Below are 17,566 nucleotides of genomic sequence, written 5' to 3'. Positions count from 1 at the left end.
TTACAGAATATCAGTCACACTTAATAGTAAGAGTCTGGAAATCGATTTTTATGGAGAACCACTTATAAAGGGAGAAATTAATATGATTCATTCAGCGATTTCTGTAAAAGGGTTAACAAAATTTTTTAAAAATAAAGAAGTTTTAAAGGGGGTAGATTTTGAGGTACAAGGGGGTGAAATTTTCGCATTACTCGGATCAAATGGAGCAGGAAAGACGACGACAGTTAACATTCTCTCGACTTTGATGAAGTCCGATGGTGGTGAAGCAAGTATTTGCGGATACGACGTCCAACGTCAACCGGATCACGTTCGTCAAAGTATAAGTCTGACTGGTCAGTTTGCTGCTTTTGATGGCATGCTAACCGGACGGGAAAATCTGACACTGATTGCTAAGTTGCGGGGAGTTTCTAAGCCAATTCAAGTTGCTGACGAGCTGCTGGCAAGATTCAGCCTAACCGATGCGGCGCATAGAAGGGCAGAGCAATATTCTGGTGGGATGAAACGCCGACTTGATATCGCCATGAGCCTAATTGGGGCACCGGCAGTGATTTTTCTTGATGAACCGACGACAGGTCTTGACCCTGAAGCGCGGATGGAAGTATGGGATACGATCAAGAAGCTTGCTAATTGCGGAACGACTATATTGCTGACGACTCAATACCTTGAAGAAGCGGAACAGTTGGCGGATCGCATTGCCATTCTCCATGGAGGAAAAATTATCAAAACGGGTACCCTTAACGAACTAAAGGAGATGTTCCCGAAAGCGAAAGTGGAATATATTGAGAAGCAGCCAACATTAGAGGAAATTTTCCTTGCCATTATAAGTAAAAAGGAGGCGTTATAAATGAAAAGCAGCATAGGAGTATTACTAGGGCGATTAATGCGTAACATCATGCGTAGCCCAGATACCATTATCACGGTGGCAATTACACCAATCATGATGATGCTGTTGTTTGTTTACGTATTTGGTGGAGCCATCGAGACTGGCATGGCTAACTATGTCAATTATTTATTGCCTGGAATCTTACTGATAGCGATTGCATCAGGTGTTGCTTATACTTCCGTGCGGCTATTTACGGATGTAAAGAGTGGTTTGATGTTACGTTTCATTACCATGCCAATAAAGCGCTCTTCTATATTATGGTCTCACGTGTTAACATCACTGGTTTCCAATGCACTTACTCTCGTAATTGTTCTCATCGTTGCCTTCTTAATCGGATTTCGTTCTAGTGCTAGCATTCTGGAGTGGCTTGTAGTTGCAGGGATTCTTGGACTGTTTACTTTAGCTTTGACGTGGCTTGCCGTTATTCCTGGCTTAACAGCAAAGTCTATGGAAGGAGCAACCGCTTACTCGTATCCATTAATTTTCTTGCCGTTTATCAGTTCTGCTTTCGTTCCGACAGAAACGATGCCTAAACTGGTTCGTGCTTTCGCTGAGAATCAACCGGTTACCTCCATTGTAAATACGATTCGTTCCCTGCTGTTTGAAGGTTCAATTGGCAATGATATTTGGTTCGCATTTGCTTGGTGCATCGGTATTATGGTCATTGCTTACTCATTTGCTAGCAAAGCATTCAGACGTCAGTTAGGGTAAGTATCCTTTCGGATCATTATCGTGGAGCTAAATATTCTTGCTTAAATTCTGTTAGTACTGATTCTAAAAAAGCCACCTTTTCGAATAAGGTGGCTACTTTAAATCTTAGAGCACTAAACATTTATACATATATTTTGTTTTAAGAATTAGCCATTCAGGTAACTTTCTATGTTTGCAAAAAGCAGCTTTTTTCATGTCCACTGTACTATTTTGATAGACTCCTGCTTATTTATGTAAAAAGCTTTTTTCTAAGAAATGTCGCCCTTGTTCGTAGGCAAGCAATATGTATGCTGCTGTATTTTCAATCGTCCAATAGGTCCTACAACGAAGAAGTGAAAAAACATCTAAGGAGTGACGATTATGTATATAGATGGAGTTTTTTCCGGTGGAGGGATCAAGGGTTTTGCCTTAATCGGGGCGTATCAAGCCATCGAGGAAAGGGGACTTAAATTTAAACGTGTAGCTGGGACAAGTGCAGGTTCAATTGTCGCTGCCTTGATTGCGGCCAACTACACGAGCAAGGAAGTTTATCAGCTTATTGATGAGTTAGATTTAGTTGATTTTTTAGATCAGCGCAGAACCTTTATCCCAACGAAGGTTGCGAAATGGTTATTATTATATTGGCGAATGGGTCTTTATAAAGGAAATAAATTAGAAGAATGGTTGGAGACGAAATTAGCGGTTAGAGGCATTCGTACCTTTGCTGATTTACCACCACAGACATTAAGGGTAATTGCTTCTGATTTGACGAACGGGCGCTTAATGGTGATACCGGATGACTTGCATAATTACGGAATTAATCTCAATGCTTTTTCAGTTGCAAAGGCGATCCGAATGAGCTGTAGTCTTCCCTATTTCTTTGAACCGGTAAAACTTAAAAACAGTGTTACGCCTAGTATGATTGTGGATGGTGGAGTATTAAGTAATTTTCCGATGTGGCTTTTTGATAAAGAAAATGTGAAAAAGGTACGCCCGGTCTTAGGAATAAAGCTGAGTCATCATCTTAATGAGCTTCCAAAGAATGAAATTAATAATGCTATCAATCTTTTTGAAGCATTATTTGAGACAATGAAAGATGCCCATGATTCTCGCTACATTTCACGTAAGCATGAAAAAAACATCATTTTTATCCCAACTGAAGGGGTGCTAACAACTGATTTTGATCTAAGTCCAGAAAGAAAACGATTATTATTTGAGCTTGGTTACAATCGCACAACTAAATTCTTTAAAACGTGGTCTTATTAATTTTTAATAAGCTATACATGCCATTAAGAAATGCAGAGGGTGAGTAAAAGAAGATTGATAGTAAAAAAATCAAGCTATGTTTCATCGTTAAAGTTAGTAATCAAAAAAAGAGCCCAATTTAATTGAACTCCCGTTTTAATAGCCCCGAGCCTATTTGTTAAAAGGAGGCCCGCTTTTTCTTTTTTCCTTTTTTTCCTTCAATTACGGTTAAATGTGCTGCTGATTTTGCTTTATTGGCTGTTCTCCTAAAGGTACTAACATTCCCAGAAATGCTTTTAGAAGAAGGCTTAGGCGCGTCTTTTTGCTGAAATCGTTTCTTTGACCGTTTCGCAGCTTTTTTAAAAGCAGTTTGTTCGCGTTTTTGTGGGCTTGCACCATAGAAGCGACGAACTAAAAAGAAGATACCGAATCCAATAATAAGAAAGACAAAAATATTTGTCAAAAAAGAAGTAGGATTAGAGATAAAACGACTCACTATTCCTATAATTGCCAAACCAATTAGACCTGCTACAAAATAAAAAGAAGTTCGATTTTTCAATAAAGCCACCTCCCTACAAGCATAATTAGCATAAATTTCTAATTTTAAACCACTCTAAAGATTATTTTATAAATAAATATGTGAACGTCAACACAATGGGCTTGAACAAATAAGTGGTGAATGAAAAACGAACAATAGGATTGAAGAATTTACCAATATTTTATGCGCTTATTTGTTTTATTGGCACGCTATTTTGAAAATTGTGAAATAATTGGGGTTTATTAGTATTTATTATAATTTATTCTACTAGAAAATCAATAAAACCTCCATAATCGTAAACTTTTTCTTCTTATTTATTTATTAAACAATATGGTTGCTCCTGTTAAACCTTGGTTTCACAAGAGTTAAAAATCAACACCAACTTAAATAAAGCCATTTTAGCAAAAAGATTTCCACCTGAAATGTAAAGGAACGCTATTGCTAGGACATAATATAATTGGAGGTGGAAGGAATGAAAGCAAATCCTAAATTAGAGCAAAATAATAAAGAGGCACCGATGTCCATCATGACAATGGTAGTCTTAACAGGTTTGGTCGGGGGAATTTTATGGAGTAGCGTTGGCTACTTACTATATGTGTTTCATTTCACGGAGATCCGTCCTAATGTCATACTTGAACCATGGGCCTTGGGAGAATGGAAAAAGCAATGGCTCGGAACGGTAATTTCCATTATTTTTATCGGCATTATTTCTATTGGAGTTGCACTAATTTATTATGCTGTTCTAAAAAAAATAACGAGTATTCTTGGAGGAATTGGCTACGGCGTCGCTTTATTCCTGCTCGTGTTTTTGGTGTTAAATCCCATTTTTCCTGGGATAGAACCGTTTGGAGAACTTAAGAGAACGACGATTATTACTTCGGTTTGTTTATTTATATTATATGGAATATTTATTGGTTATTCCATCTCATATGAATATGATGAGCTGCAAATGCGAAAAAGACAAGAAGCTGAAGAAGTGCCTTCCTAGGTGAGGGCATCTTCAGCAACAGTGTGGATTCTCTCTCCGCCAGAGTCTTAGCATGTTACTTAAAAAAACAATATGATAGAATATTCTTGTTAAGTATATTTTTACTATTCTTACAAGTGGTAAGTTAAAGGAGAGAGCCAAAGTGGATAAATTGCAAAAAGTAAGGGATAGTTTTGAAAAGTTAGGGATTGATGGTCTACTGATAACAAGCACCTACAATCGACGTTATATTTCTAATTTTACCGGTTCAAGTGGTGTTGTCTTGATTAGTAAAGATGCTGCCAAATTTATTACTGACTTTCGCTATGTGGAGCAAGCAACAAAGCAATGTGAAGGCTTCGATATTGTCAAACACACTGGCACGATTCCTGAAGAAGTAGCTCTTCAAGTGAAGAACTTAGCTATTAAGCGACTAGGTTTCGAACAGGAGCATCTTACATATGCAAGCTTTAAAAACTATGAAGGAGCTGTTGATGCAGAACTTGTACCTGTGTCCGGCTTAATTGAAAAAATTCGCTTGATTAAGACTGATGCAGAGATTAAGATATTAAAGGAAGCAGCAGAAATAGCTGATGCTGCATATACACATATATTGAAATTCATTCGTCCTGGCATATCGGAGTTAGATGTTTCGAATGAATTAGAGTTCTTTATGAGAAAAGCTGGTGCCACTTCTTCTTCTTTTGACATTATTGTTGCTTCAGGAACACGTTCAGCACTTCCGCATGGTGTGGCATCGGATAAAATCATTGAAAAAGGGGATTTCGTTACTTTAGATTTTGGAGCCTATTATAAAGGATATGTTTCTGACATTACGAGAACGTTAGCTGTAGGTGAACCAGACGCAAAATTAAAGGAAATTTACGAAATCGTGCTAGGTGCTCAACAATTAGGGATGGCAGGAATAAAACCTGGCATGACTGGAAGAGAAGCCGATGCTTTAACAAGAGATTATATTTCTGCAAAAGGATACGGGGATTATTTTGGACATTCAACAGGGCATGGAATTGGACTTGAAGTACATGAAGGACCTGCATTATCCTTTAAATCTGATCTCAAATTAGAACCGGGCATGGTTGTAACGGTTGAGCCAGGGATCTACATACCGGGACTTGGCGGAGTTCGTATAGAAGACGACACAGTGATTACCGAAAAAGGAAATGAGTCTTTGACTCACTCTACAAAAGAACTCATTATATTATAAAATAAAATTATGTAAATCAGTTTTTTTTGATATTTTGGAAAAAGACTCCGTGCTTCCAATTTATATTTTTATTACATTACCTTTGGGAGGATTTTTAAGATGATTTCTGTTAATGATTTCCGTACAGGATTAACGATTGAAGTAGATGGAGGGCTTTGGCGTGTGATGGATTTCCAGCATGTAAAGCCAGGTAAGGGAGCAGCGTTTGTGCGCTCTAAATTACGTAATCTTCGTACAGGTGCGGTTCAAGAAAAAACGTTCCGCGCAGGAGAAAAAGTAGCTAAAGCTCAAATTGATAACCGTAAAATGCAGTATTTGTATGCTAATGGTGATCAGCATGTGTTTATGGATAATGAGTCATATGACCAAATTGAGTTACCTGCATCTGCCATTGAATATGAGTTGAAGTTTTTGAAAGAAAACATGGAAGTTCATATTATGATGTTCCAAGGTGAAACGCTTGGAATTGAGCTGCCGAATACAGTTGAATTAGAAGTAACAGAAACGGAGCCTGGTATTAAAGGAGATACAGCTTCTGGAGGTACAAAGCCAGCAACACTTGAAACAGGTCTTATCGTTCAGGTACCTTTCTTTGTCAATGAAGGCGATCGTTTAATCATTAACACTTCAGAAGGCTCTTATGTCTCACGCGCATAAACTAAATGAGTAAGAATCCCAAGTGGAAGTTCCATTTGGGATTTTTTTGTTGAGTTAACGAACGCTCTTAATTTGGGTGATAGCCGGCAAATCATGACTTATTTATTAGTTGGTGATGAATATCGCGGTTACCACAGATCTTATTTCAGTCGTTCCCGGTTCTATTTCGGTGGAAGCAGCTTTGACCATCTGCATTTCATATAATGGACTAGGTTCTCTTAGAGCCATCTTCTCTTCTGTAATTTTCCTTGGTGTTGGGACAATGCTTAGATTAAACGACTTTGCAATTGTATATGCTTTTTTTACAGCATCCTCTACTGCTTTTTTTAAAGCGACTCGATAAACTTCAGCGGAATTTGAAACTTGAAACGAGATGTTCGAAACACGGTTAGCTCCATGTTCGACGGCAGTGTCAACAACAAGCCCAATGTTTTCAAGATTACTTACCGTTATTCGTAACAAATGCTCTACACGATAGCCACGAAAAATTTGTTTTCCATCCACATAATCATACATTGGATAGATTGTAAACTGATCTGTTTGAATATGTTCTGCTGATACTCCAATTTGCTGCAATGCATTCATAATCGAAGAGATTGCTTTTGCATTATCTGTTTGGGCTTTCATTAATTCTTTGTTTTCTATTTCAACTCCTAATTTTACACTTCCTTTATCCGGCTGAATTGTAACGATTCCTTCGCCAATTACTTTAATCTCCCCTTCGGAAAGATTTCTATGTGTTCCTTGATAGTACGGTTGTTGATGATACATTTCTTCTCCCTCCACCCACTTAAATTTTGTTCTTATTCCCATTATTACATTTTATGTCTTGCCTAATGTTATATGATTCTGTTGAATTTTGCCTCTTTTTGTGAGAAGCCTTCGTTTTTCGTGTTTTTTCATAAAAGCTCACTTTAAATCGATGAAACGCTAAGAGAAAGCTTGTTTTCTTCCTCGTTCCATCGAGTTAGAGCGAAAAAAGTTAAAAAATAGTATGCGCAAACATAGTATTTAACACTATGTTTTAATTAAAATATTTTCTTCTAAAAGTGATTACGCTGAACTAGTCATAAAGTGTCCAAGCAGGCATACATTTTTAATAGGTTCATCTTACAATTCAAGATTGAAGAGAGGGGGAATTATGTTGGAACAAGTTTTAAATATGCTGCCTCTCAATATTACTCACCAGATCGAGTTGCTTCCTCCTTTTCAAGTTAATGAAATGGAAGAAATAAGAATTCGGATAAATCGACCGCTTGAAATTGCTGTGAAGGGAACTCCCCACTTTCTTCCTTATATAGTGAAGGAGGAAGATGCGATTCATCTTTTGAATAAAATTAGTCATTTTTCCATTTACACTATGGAAGAAGAATTAAAAAGAGGGTATGTGACAATCGCAGGGGGGCACCGAATTGGTTTAGCTGGGAAGGTCATCTTAGAGAACGATTCTGTTAAAGCGATTCGGGATATATCTTCTTTTAATATTCGGATCGCAAGAGAAAAAATCGGGATAGCAGATGGACTTGCCTCATATATATATGACAATGGTTGGCAACACACAATGATCATCGGGGCTCCACAAACTGGAAAAACAACATTGCTTCGAGATTTTGCACGCATCATTTCCGGTGGTGATCGTACTTATTCTCCTTTAAAAGTAGGGATTGTCGATGAACGATCAGAAATCACAGGAAGCGTCAAGGGAATTCCGCAGCTAACCTTTGGCCCCCGTGTTGATGTATTGGACGCATGTCCAAAGGCGGAAGGGATGATGATGATGATTCGTTCAATGAGTCCAGATGTTTTGATTGTCGATGAAATCGGGAGAAAGGAAGATTGTGAAGCAATTTTAGAAGCTCTCCATGCTGGGATTAAGCTTTTTACAACAACCCATGGTTATTCATATGAAGAAGTGAAAAATCGACCAACTCTGAAACCATTGATTGAAATGGGAATCTTTCAACGTTTTATTGAATTAAATCGGCTCAAGGGTCCTGGAACGATATCCGCCATAAAGGACGGAAACGGTTCAGAGCTTGTTAAAAAAGTGAGAGTGACATAAATGATGAAAATGATTGGAGCTATCGTCATTATTTTAGCCACGACATGGACAGGTTTTGAGGCATCGCGCCATCTAAATGAAAGGCCAAGACAATTGCGCTTGTTAAAATCGGCACTGCAGTCTCTTGAAGCGGAAATTATGTACGGGCACACACCATTGCATGAGGCATCAAGAAGAATAGCTGTCCAGATGAGTAAGCCATTATCATGGTTTTTCGAAACGTTTGCGAAAAAGTTAACGAATACGGAAACAACAGTCAGAGAGGCGTGGGAGGAAAGCTTAAAAGAAGTATGGAAGTTGACAGCGCTAAAGCAAGGAGAATTTGAAATCATGAAGCAATTTGGTGAAACGTTGGGGCGGCACGACCGAATCTCCCAGCAGAAGCAAATTCAACTTACTTTGACACACTTAGAACGAGAGGAACAAGATGCTTATGACAGACAAGCAAAATACGAAAAAATGGTTAAAAGCCTTGGTTTTTTATCCGGAATATTGCTGGTCATCCTTTTGATATGACAGGTTCAAAAACAGCAACACAGAGTACTCACCATTATATATGTTCAGATAAAACTCTCGCTTTCATAACGGCTATTTAATGTCATTATGAAATCACTTATTTAGCGTTTAGGGAGGAAAACACATGGGGTTAGAGGTAGATATAATCTTCAAAATAGCTGGAGTAGGAATTGTCGTTGCTTTCCTGCACACCATTCTTGACCAAGTTGGAAAAAAGGAATATGCCCAGTGGGTCACTCTGTTTGGCTTTATTTACATTCTGTTTATGGTCGCATCGATTGTAGATGACTTGTTTCAAAAAATAAAATCGGTGTTCCTCTTCCAAGGATAAAGGGAGGGCTTAAAGATTGAAATTATCCAAATTGTAGGAATTGCCCTAGTATCCACTTTTTTAGCACTTATTGTTAAGGAGCAGAAACCCAATTTTGCATTTTTACTTATTGTTTTTGTTGGTTGTACGATTTTTTTATTTTTGCTTGATCAAATATATGCAGTTATTCACATGCTCGAAGTAATTGCCGTAAATGCCAAAGTTAATATCGTCTATGTTGAAACGATTTTAAAAATTATAGGAATTGCCTATATTGCTGAATTTGCAGCCCAAATTACGAAAGATGCTGGGCAAGGAGCCATTGCTTCAAAAATAGAACTAGCAGGAAAAATATTAATTCTGGCAATGGCGATTCCAATTTTATCCGTTTTAATTGAAACGATCATTAAGTTAATCCCAAGCTGAAGATTCGTTACTTCCATCTGTTGCGCTAATCATACCAATGCTTTTCGTTTTTTATAAAGCACATAACTTAACTTTGAGAATAGTTTAACACCAGCGCCAAGCATCGGTTCTCCTTCCCAAATTCGATTGAAACGATAAGTAAAAATTTAGATTTGGAAATCGCCAATCTGACATTCGAATCTTCCATGATGTTAGGCGATGAGTATGAAGGAAAACGATCAACGGCGTTTTAAAGGCGTCTATGCTTTTCTCATGAGAAGGTGAAATTTATGAAGCACTCTTCAACAATTTTTTCAATAATGTTCCTTTGCATCCTTTTTTTATTTTTACTAAATGGACAAGCACACGCAGCGGAAGAAGAGCGTGACGGATTAGATCCGCAAGCGTTAGTTGACGCTCAACTGGAGGCATTAAATTTAGATGAACTTAAATTATATTGGGAGAATGTGTTGGATGAATACGGCGGATTTCTTCCTGAAAGTCAAAAGGGCAGTATATATGACTTTTTAAAAGGTGAGAAGAAATTTTCTATAAAAGAATGGTTTTCAGGTTTTATGAAGTACATGTTTCATGAGTTTTTAGTGAATGGTAAATTGCTTGGAACATTAATTATGCTCACAATCTTTTCGATGTTTTTACAATCCCTGCAAAATGCGTTTGAACAAAGTACAGTTAGTAAAGTGGCGTATTCCATCGTCTTTATGGTATTGGTCATCATTGCTTTAAATAGTTTTCATGTAGCGATTGAATATACGACAGATGCCATTCAGACGATGACTTCGTTTATTCTGGCATTGATTCCGCTGTTGCTAGCTCTTATTGCAAGTTCAGGCGGAGTGATTTCAGCAGCTTTTTTTCATCCTGTTATTTTGTTTCTCATGAATATAAGTGGAACGTTCATTCAGTTTATCGTCTTGCCATTTCTCTTTTTATCTACTTTGTTGAATATTGTTAGCACGTTGACCGATCACTATAAAGTGACACAACTGGGAAATTTGCTGCGAAATTGGAGTATTGGATTGCTCGGTCTTTTTTTAACTGTATTTCTTGGTGTTATTTCGGTTCAGGGAGCATCCACCGCAATTACAGATGGGGTAACAATTCGAACAGCGAAGTTTATTACTGGAAATTTCATTCCAGTAATCGGTCGAATGTTTACAGATGCAACGGACACCGTCATAAGCGCCTCAGTACTCTTAAAAAACACAGTCGGGATTGCTGGCGTCGCGATTCTGCTCTTAATTGTGGCTTTTCCGGCTATTAAAATTTTAATGATTTCCTTTATTTATAAATTTGCAGCGGCCATTCTCCAGCCTCTTGGTGGAGGACCAATTATAAAGTGTTTGGATATTATTAGCAAAAGTGTCATATATGTGTTTGCAGCATTGGCGATTGTCTCCTTAATGTTCTTTCTCAGTTTGACGGTTATTATTGCAGCTGGGAATTTAACGATGATGGTGCGATAAATAAGGTACTTAGGGGGTAGCTATGGATTACATTACTGAATGGATTACCAATATTATTCTCTTTGTTCTCATTGCGACTGTAATAGACCTTCTGCTCCCTAATACGAGTTTACAAAAATATACGAAAATGGTGGCGGGTCTATTGTTAATAACCATTATTTTGTCTCCAATATTTAAGCTTCTTTCTTCCGATTTTGAATCAGCGCTGGCTTCGATCCCATCGCTTTCATCCAAGAGTGAAGAAAAAAATATGGAAAATTTAATAGAATTGCAGAAAAAAGAAATACAAGCCTCCAACCATGCATATATTTTAGAAGAAACGGCTGTCCAACTGCAATCGGACGTAGAGGAGGAGTTGATGGATCAGTACGGATTAGAAATTGCCCATATAGAAATTGATGTAGACGATGACAGTCAGAGTGAGTCTTTTGAACAAATTCAATCAATCGTTGTCGAGCTAAAGGAACCTAATACTGAGACAGACGCAGTTGAAGTCGTGAAAAAAGTAGAGATCAATACAAGTGAGCCTCTCCCACCTAAGAAATTAACAAAAGAAAGTCAAGCGATTGCATCTCTTCTTTCCGAAAAATGGGATGTTGAAAAAGAAAAAATAGAAATCGTCGTAGAAGGGGGGAGCGATTAATCAATGGAGCAAGAAAAAGGCCCGTTGTCTTGGCTGAAAAGATTGCTTTCAAAGGAAGGAAAGATAGATAAGAAATACCGCTATTTCATTGTTATTCTTCTTTTTGGGGCAGCTATTATGATAGTGAGTAATTCATTATTAGATGAAGATAACTCTAGCATCCCAGTGTTGAATCATGAAGATGAGGAAAAGAGTGAAATTGAAGCAATAGGAACTGCGAAGGCAGCAGGAGACGATGAGATTAGTACTTATGAAGCCAGATATGAAGCGCAGTTAAAGGAAGCTTTAGAGGGAATCGCTGGCGTTAGCGATGTGATGGTTGTCGTTAATGTTGATGCGACAGAAAAAAGTGTATACGAAAAAAACACAGTAACTCGTTCACAAACGACCGAAGAAACCGATCGGGAAGGTGGACAAAGGAAAGTAGAGGATCAGTCTAAAGACAGTCAAATTGTCATTATTCGGGATGGGGAAAAAGAGGTTCCAATTGAATTAGAAACGAAAAAGCCGCAGATTCGTGGGGTTTTAGTAGTAGCAAAAGGCGCTGACAATATTCAGGTTAAAAAGTGGATCATTGAGTCTGTTACGAAATTGCTTGATGTTCCAAGCCATCGTGTATCAGTCATGCCAAGGAAGTAGCGAAATGAAGAACATCGCTCCTAAGCATTTTTAGGAAACGATTTTATATATTGTGTGAACAAACAATTTATATTCATTTTCATGAAGGGGGATTTATAAATGTTATTAAAAAAGCAAACGGTTTGGCTTTTAACAATGTTAAGTTTAGTGGTTGTATTATCAGTTTATTATATGACATCACCAGATCAAAGGCAGCAAGAATTGGCGACAACAGAAGAGAAAGAAGAAGCTGTAACCCAAGAGGAGGAAGGGGTAATTAGTGAAACAGAAACAGAGGGTGAAGTGATTTCAAGCGTGGCTAGTGATGAAGTATTTGATGCACTACGTCTTCAACTTGATGAAGAGAGAAGTAAGTATAAGGAAGAATTAAGAGATATTATGGCATCAACAGAGCTGCCATCAGAGGAACGTGGTGACGCTTATGATAAGATTCAAAATCTTGATCAAGTTGCACAGAAGGAAGCTGTACTAGAAACATTAATTGTTGCTATGGGTTACGATGATGCTCTTGTTCGTGCGGATGGTGAGAGAGTTCGTATAACTGTTAAATCTAATGAGCCTTCTGCTTCTGCAGCAAATGAAATTATTCAAGTAGTGAAAACAGAGCTTGGCCAAATGCAGGCAGTCGCAGTAGAATTTCAACCGAATGAATAAATAAACATAACGGGAGGGCTTACGCCTCCCGTTATGTTTGTTGAAGTTTCACTAAATTATCAACAGATTGATGCGCTTCTGTTACAGAATTTAGCAATATTTCATGTTGTGCCGTTTGTACTCCGACTGCCGATGATAATTCTTGTAGTGTGGCGCTTGCTTGTTCAATAACAGCGCTAAATTCACTGATTGCCTGCTCAATCGATCTAGAGGAGCCAAGTACACTTTTCGTCAGCGTCTCGTATTTGGAGATATCCTCCTTAAGTTGGCGGAATGTGGTTTGAATTTGTATAAGGGTCTGCTGTGTATCGATCGCCATCTGTAGATTTTGATTAATTTTTGTTCTCGTTGACGAGACTGTTTCTGTCACAGATTCAGTACCGCCCACCACATATTGAAGGTTTTCGGAAATTTGCGTGGCCGTTTTATGGCTTATTTCCGCAAGTTTTCTTACCTCATCAGCTACAATCGCAAATCCTTTACCAGATTCTCCAGCTCGTGCAGCTTCAATGGAGGCGTTTAACGCGAGTAAATTTGTTTGATCCGCTATTCCTTGGATTGCCTCTGAAAATTTAACGGTTTCTTTTACTAGAGAAGCTAGTGTTGTGGTTTGTTTCGCAATCTCTTCCATATTATAATAGGAAATTTCAAGTTCATCTTTTAACTCGGTTACGAGCACAGCACCATTATTGGTCACTTCTTGTGCAGCGATTGAATCTCTGTGGAGCTTATGAACTAATTCACTTGTTTCATGAATTACTTGATTTGAATTTTCTAATTCTCTAGTGATTTCTTGAATTGAATCAGTCTGAGTTTGCATGCCCGTGGCAATTTCATTAATTGAATTGTTCATTTCTTGCGCAGCTTCATAATTTTCATGACTTTTATGTTTGACAAACTGGATCAAATCTGAGAGGCTAACCGTACTTTCACCAACCGTTTTTCTAATTTCCCGATCAAGCAATAACAGCTCTTCTGTCTGTTTTTGCGCTGCGACAATATTTTCAGATAAATTTTTAGCAATGGATAATTGGAATGCTAACAAAATCGATACTAAAAGATAGAGAAGATAGACGGTTGCATAGTTCTTTATATCTAACGGCAATGCAGGATGATACACCCAAGTGAAGGCGCTAATTGCGACAAAACCCAGTATCGAGCCTGACCATAGTACCTTTTTATCCATGTAGATAGCTGCCGTAGCTAGAATAAAGTACAATAGAACATAGGCGGTAGGAGATACACTATTCGCCATGATCACATACATAACAACAGCGACAAGGAGAACTGCTAAGTATGGAATAATGGTTACGAACTTTTTTGTATAATGGAAAAGAGCAATAAGGCCAACTCCGAGACCACCGCCGAAAATAATAGATAAAATAAGAGCTAATTCTTTTTGCATGACGATGTCTACAAGAGCTGCCAAGATGACACAGACAAATGTAGCTTTAATTACGAGTGAATTCTTTCTCGTTAAATCCTCCTGTTTAATTTCTATAATCGTTTTCATCCTATTCCTCCCTGATTTTTCCTTCAAACAATAAATTTCGCTATAATTGTAAAAAATCCTCTTCAAAAATGTAATTTCATAATTGTGTTTTAGCAACATGGTTAGTCGTCTATTTCGAATCATTTAAAAATATTCTGAATAAATTAAAAATCAACAGTAATGATAACGCGCTCATATTACTGAAAGGTCTGGGGACAAGAGTATTCCGCTCCTTTTCCTTCAGCAAATACTAAGGAGGGATTGGCAGAAAGTACATATCCTTGCTTTACCCTCAAGAAGGAATTAATCAATGCCTTGAATATCTTCATGGAGAAGCCTGAAAAGGATTGAAAAAAATGTAATGATTGAACTTTTGTAAGGTCTTATCGTATAGTATTAGTATCTAGTGCTAAACTTTAATGTGAATAGGAGTGTCATAAATGTTAAAGGTACAAGAAATTCGTGAATTAATTAAACTTGTAGATCAATCCAATTTAGATGAGTTTGTATATGAAGTTGATGATTGCAAAATTAAAATGAAAAAAAACCATGGTGGTGTAGTTGCTGTATCAGCTCCGCCAGTTGTTGAACGAGCAGCCGTCGAAGTAGCACCAAAACCACAGGTTGTTCAAGCTGACAAGGAAGTTGAAGTAAAGGAAACGGATGTTGCACCTGTTTCTGTTGATGAAAGCTTACATAAAATAACATCGCCAATGGTCGGCACTTTTTATCACAAGCCATCACCAGAGGCGGAGCCTTATGTAAAAGTAGGGAGTAAGGTTACCAATGATTCGATCGTTTGTATTGTTGAAGCAATGAAATTATTTAACGAGATTGAAGCAGAAGTAAGTGGGGAAATCGTGGAGATCCTTGTGAAAGATGGCCAATTAGTAGAGTATGGTCAACCACTATTTTTGGTAAAGCCTGAATAAGGAGCGAAGCGAAATGATAAAAAAATTATTAATTGCCAATCGAGGAGAAATTGCTGTCCGCATCATACGTGCGTGCCGGGAATTAGATATTGAATCAGTAGCTGTATATTCTGAAGCGGATAAGGATGCCCTTCATGTTCAACTTGCTGATGAAGCCTATTGTATTGGGCCGACGTTATCGAAGGATAGTTATTTGAACTTTACGAATATTGTCAGTGTGGCGAAACTTACCGATTGCCAGGCGATTCACCCTGGATATGGGTTTTTAGCTGAAAATGCAGCCTTTGCAGAGCTTTGTCGAGAGTGCAATATTATATTTGTAGGTCCGACTCCGGAAGCGATTACAAAAATGGGAACAAAGGATATTGCAAGAGAAACGATGAAGGAAGCTGGAGTTCCAATCGTTCCCGGATCGCAAGGAATTATTAAAGATGAAACGGAGGCTATTAAGCTTGCCGAAGAAATTGGCTATCCTGTGATTATCAAGGCAACTGCCGGCGGTGGTGGAAAAGGAATTCGCGTTGCGCGCAATGAGGCTGATTTAATTAAAGGAATAAACATCACTCAACAAGAGGCACTTACTGCTTTTGGCAATCCAGGGGTATATATTGAAAAATATATAGAAGATTTTCGCCATGTAGAGATTCAAGTTTTAGCTGATAATTTTGGCAATGTCGTTCATTTAGGTGAGAGAGATTGTTCGATCCAGCGAAGACTGCAAAAGCTTTTAGAAGAAACTCCTTCCCCAGCATTAGATAGTGAAATTCGAGAAGAAATGGGGAATGCGGCTGTAAAAGCAGCTAAAGCAGTTGATTATACTGGTGCAGGTACGATAGAATTTATATATGATTATCGAAATCGCCAATTTTATTTCATGGAAATGAATACGCGAATTCAGGTTGAACATCCAGTAACAGAGATGGTGACAGGAGTCGATCTCATAAAAGAGCAAATTAAAGTCGCATCTGGTGAAGCATTGAAATTTCAGCAGGAAGAAGTCGAATTTAATGGATGGGCGATTGAATGCCGAATCAATGCGGAAAATCCAGAAAAGTCTTTTATGCCTTCTCCTGGTAAAATTGAGATGTATCTTCCACCGGGAGGATTGGGAGTTAGGGTCGATTCGGCAGCATATCCAGGATATACAATCCCTCCCTTCTATGACTCGATGATTGCAAAGGTAATCACTTATGGAAGTACAAGAGAAGAAGCTATTTCAAGAATGAAAAGAGCATTGAGCGAATTTGTCATTGAAGGGATTCATACAACCATTCCCTTCCACCTGAAATTGCTTAATCACGAGAAATTTGTGGAAGGTGATTTCAATACGAAATTTCTGGAAATGCACGATGTTATGAAATCTTAATACAAATAGGAGGACTCGGATATGAGCGAAAACATATTGGAAATGAGTCAAGGTCAAACTGGACTTGGAAAAGTAGAAATTGCTCCAGAGGTTATAGAGGTCATTGCTGGAATTGCTGCTTCAGAGGTTGAAGGAGTTTCACAAATGCGTGGTAGCTTTGCAACAGGTGTGGTGGAACGATTAGGGAAGAAAAATCATGGAAAAGGCGTAAAAGTGGAGCTTACTGAAGACGGGATTAAAGTCGATGTCTACTGTTTGATGAAATTTGGAATCTCTATTCCAGCGGTAGCTGGAAAGGTTCAAGATAATATCCGCCAAGCCTTACTAAATATGACTGCACTTGAGGCTGAAGAAGTGAATGTTCATATTGTTGGAATCCAATTTGACAATCCGAAACAAGAAGCGGAAACTGAGCAAGAAATGTAATGGTACAATGAAAAAACCAGAGACGAAATGTCTTTGGTTTTTGTTTTCTTTTCAAAAAAAGCTTCTTGGCTCTGTTTAATTCTGATAAAGGAGATTAACCTATCAAAATAACGGTTATAGTGAAGGATAAGATTAGAAGCACCCGCAAATTTTAGCTTTAAAGTAGGGTGCAAGAGTCGAGCTGAAAGGCGTTTGAAAATAAGAAGGTACTTGCGGTGAACACGAAAATCGGCCACACAATAATATTGTTTAACATAGCCCTTTGTTATGCTATTATTTTTAATGACTTATAGAAAAGCCATAAAGCTTGAACGAGTGGCTTAATCCAATTGGCAAAATAGGATGCTACGTTATTCCAATCACTTTAGCCATTTTGGTTAGGAAGTTTAACGATATAAGTTCCATCTAAACCATCCTAAAAGGAGTAGA

General features: G+C 38.0%; 20 protein-coding genes. 17 read left to right on the top strand and 3 right to left on the bottom strand.

Features of this window, described 5'->3' with window-relative positions; all coding sequences use genetic code 11:
• Positions 1 to 82: 82 nt before the first annotated feature.
• The 3 genes from PZE06_RS05250 (at position 83) to PZE06_RS05240 (ending at position 2,839) form a co-directional block, all read left to right on the top strand.
• Positions 83 to 844 carry an ABC transporter ATP-binding protein gene (locus PZE06_RS05250; RefSeq protein ID WP_150915101.1) on the top strand — a complete coding sequence of 254 codons (762 nt, stop codon included), beginning with the start codon at positions 83 to 85 and terminating at the stop codon, positions 842 to 844.
• A complete protein-coding gene (locus PZE06_RS05245; protein ID WP_150915100.1) occupies positions 845 to 1,594 on the top strand; it encodes an ABC transporter permease in 750 nt (249 codons plus the stop codon).
• A 360-nt stretch (positions 1,595 to 1,954) separates the two neighbouring features.
• Complete coding sequence (locus PZE06_RS05240; RefSeq protein WP_150915099.1) at positions 1,955 to 2,839, top strand: patatin-like phospholipase family protein; 885 nt, start codon at positions 1,955 to 1,957, stop codon at positions 2,837 to 2,839.
• Positions 2,840 to 2,996: 157 nt separating this feature from the next.
• On the opposite strand, the gene PZE06_RS05235 is transcribed toward PZE06_RS05240, so the two are convergent.
• Positions 2,997 to 3,386, bottom strand: coding sequence for an SA1362 family protein (locus tag PZE06_RS05235; RefSeq protein ID WP_275791634.1), 390 nt, complete (start codon positions 3,384 to 3,386; stop codon positions 2,997 to 2,999).
• Between the two features lie 442 nt (positions 3,387 to 3,828).
• Here PZE06_RS05235 and PZE06_RS05230 point away from each other — a divergent pair, with 442 nt between their 5' ends.
• The 3 genes from PZE06_RS05230 to efp all read left to right on the top strand — a co-directional run bounded on the left by PZE06_RS05230 (position 3,829) and on the right by efp (position 6,205).
• Positions 3,829 to 4,344, top strand: a complete 516-nt coding sequence (locus PZE06_RS05230; RefSeq protein WP_150915097.1) for a YqhR family membrane protein — start codon at positions 3,829 to 3,831, stop codon at positions 4,342 to 4,344.
• Positions 4,345 to 4,486: 142 nt separating this feature from the next.
• Positions 4,487 to 5,548: a M24 family metallopeptidase gene (locus tag PZE06_RS05225; RefSeq protein ID WP_150915096.1), complete on the top strand. Its 1,062-nt coding sequence runs from the start codon at positions 4,487 to 4,489 to the stop codon at positions 5,546 to 5,548.
• Positions 5,549 to 5,647: 99 nt separating this feature from the next.
• Positions 5,648 to 6,205: an elongation factor P gene (efp, locus tag PZE06_RS05220; RefSeq protein WP_095306713.1), complete on the top strand. Its 558-nt coding sequence runs from the start codon at positions 5,648 to 5,650 to the stop codon at positions 6,203 to 6,205.
• A gap of 105 nt (positions 6,206 to 6,310) precedes the next feature.
• Here efp and PZE06_RS05215 read toward each other — a convergent pair whose 3' ends face one another.
• Positions 6,311 to 6,976, bottom strand: coding sequence for an SIMPL domain-containing protein (locus PZE06_RS05215; RefSeq protein WP_191963159.1), 666 nt, complete (start codon positions 6,974 to 6,976; stop codon positions 6,311 to 6,313).
• Between the two features lie 373 nt (positions 6,977 to 7,349).
• Here PZE06_RS05215 and spoIIIAA point away from each other — a divergent pair, with 373 nt between their 5' ends.
• The 8 genes from spoIIIAA (at position 7,350) to PZE06_RS05175 (ending at position 12,921) form a co-directional block, all read left to right on the top strand.
• Positions 7,350 to 8,267, top strand: a complete 918-nt coding sequence (gene spoIIIAA, locus PZE06_RS05210) for a stage III sporulation protein AA (RefSeq protein ID WP_150915124.1) — start codon at positions 7,350 to 7,352, stop codon at positions 8,265 to 8,267.
• Entirely contained in the window at positions 8,268 to 8,783 is a 516-nt protein-coding gene (spoIIIAB, locus tag PZE06_RS05205; protein WP_150915094.1) for a stage III sporulation protein SpoIIIAB, read from the top strand.
• A gap of 124 nt (positions 8,784 to 8,907) precedes the next feature.
• Positions 8,908 to 9,114: a stage III sporulation protein AC gene (spoIIIAC, locus tag PZE06_RS05200; RefSeq protein WP_009794945.1), complete on the top strand. Its 207-nt coding sequence runs from the start codon at positions 8,908 to 8,910 to the stop codon at positions 9,112 to 9,114.
• Between the two features lie 24 nt (positions 9,115 to 9,138).
• Positions 9,139 to 9,519 (top strand): stage III sporulation protein AD, encoded by a 381-nt coding sequence (gene spoIIIAD / locus PZE06_RS05195; RefSeq protein ID WP_137744516.1) that lies wholly within the window; start codon positions 9,139 to 9,141, stop codon positions 9,517 to 9,519.
• 269 nt (positions 9,520 to 9,788) lie between these two features.
• Entirely contained in the window at positions 9,789 to 10,985 is a 1,197-nt protein-coding gene (gene spoIIIAE / locus PZE06_RS05190; RefSeq protein WP_150915093.1) for a stage III sporulation protein AE, read from the top strand.
• Positions 10,986 to 11,007: 22 nt separating this feature from the next.
• On the top strand, positions 11,008 to 11,628 hold the full coding sequence (spoIIIAF, locus tag PZE06_RS05185) for a stage III sporulation protein AF (protein WP_150915092.1): 621 nt from the start codon (positions 11,008 to 11,010) through the stop codon (positions 11,626 to 11,628).
• A 3-nt stretch (positions 11,629 to 11,631) separates the two neighbouring features.
• Entirely contained in the window at positions 11,632 to 12,267 is a 636-nt protein-coding gene (gene spoIIIAG, locus PZE06_RS05180; RefSeq protein ID WP_150915091.1) for a stage III sporulation protein AG, read from the top strand.
• 99 nt (positions 12,268 to 12,366) lie between these two features.
• A complete protein-coding gene (locus PZE06_RS05175; RefSeq protein WP_150915090.1) occupies positions 12,367 to 12,921 on the top strand; it encodes a SpoIIIAH-like family protein in 555 nt (184 codons plus the stop codon).
• Between the two features lie 31 nt (positions 12,922 to 12,952).
• On the opposite strand, the gene PZE06_RS05170 is transcribed toward PZE06_RS05175, so the two are convergent.
• The gene (locus PZE06_RS05170) at positions 12,953 to 14,434 is read right to left on the bottom strand and encodes a methyl-accepting chemotaxis protein (protein WP_150915089.1); all 1,482 of its coding nucleotides are present in this window, start codon (positions 14,432 to 14,434) and stop codon (positions 12,953 to 12,955) included.
• Positions 14,435 to 14,853: 419 nt separating this feature from the next.
• Here PZE06_RS05170 and accB point away from each other — a divergent pair, with 419 nt between their 5' ends.
• From accB to PZE06_RS05155, 3 genes are read left to right on the top strand one after another with little or no spacing between them, the layout of a single operon-like run.
• Positions 14,854 to 15,345: an acetyl-CoA carboxylase biotin carboxyl carrier protein gene (accB, locus tag PZE06_RS05165; protein ID WP_150915088.1), complete on the top strand. Its 492-nt coding sequence runs from the start codon at positions 14,854 to 14,856 to the stop codon at positions 15,343 to 15,345.
• A gap of 13 nt (positions 15,346 to 15,358) precedes the next feature.
• The gene (gene accC / locus PZE06_RS05160) at positions 15,359 to 16,711 is read left to right on the top strand and encodes an acetyl-CoA carboxylase biotin carboxylase subunit (protein ID WP_150915087.1); all 1,353 of its coding nucleotides are present in this window, start codon (positions 15,359 to 15,361) and stop codon (positions 16,709 to 16,711) included.
• A 21-nt stretch (positions 16,712 to 16,732) separates the two neighbouring features.
• Complete coding sequence (locus PZE06_RS05155; RefSeq protein ID WP_150915086.1) at positions 16,733 to 17,137, top strand: Asp23/Gls24 family envelope stress response protein; 405 nt, start codon at positions 16,733 to 16,735, stop codon at positions 17,135 to 17,137.
• Positions 17,138 to 17,566 lie beyond the last annotated feature (429 nt).

Source organism: Robertmurraya sp. DFI.2.37 (assembly GCF_029211245.1).
Taxonomy (GTDB): domain Bacteria; phylum Bacillota; class Bacilli; order Bacillales; family Cytobacillaceae; genus Robertmurraya; species Robertmurraya methanolica_A.
Note: the sequence above shows the minus strand (reverse complement) of the source record. Positions and strands in the feature narration are given on the sequence as shown.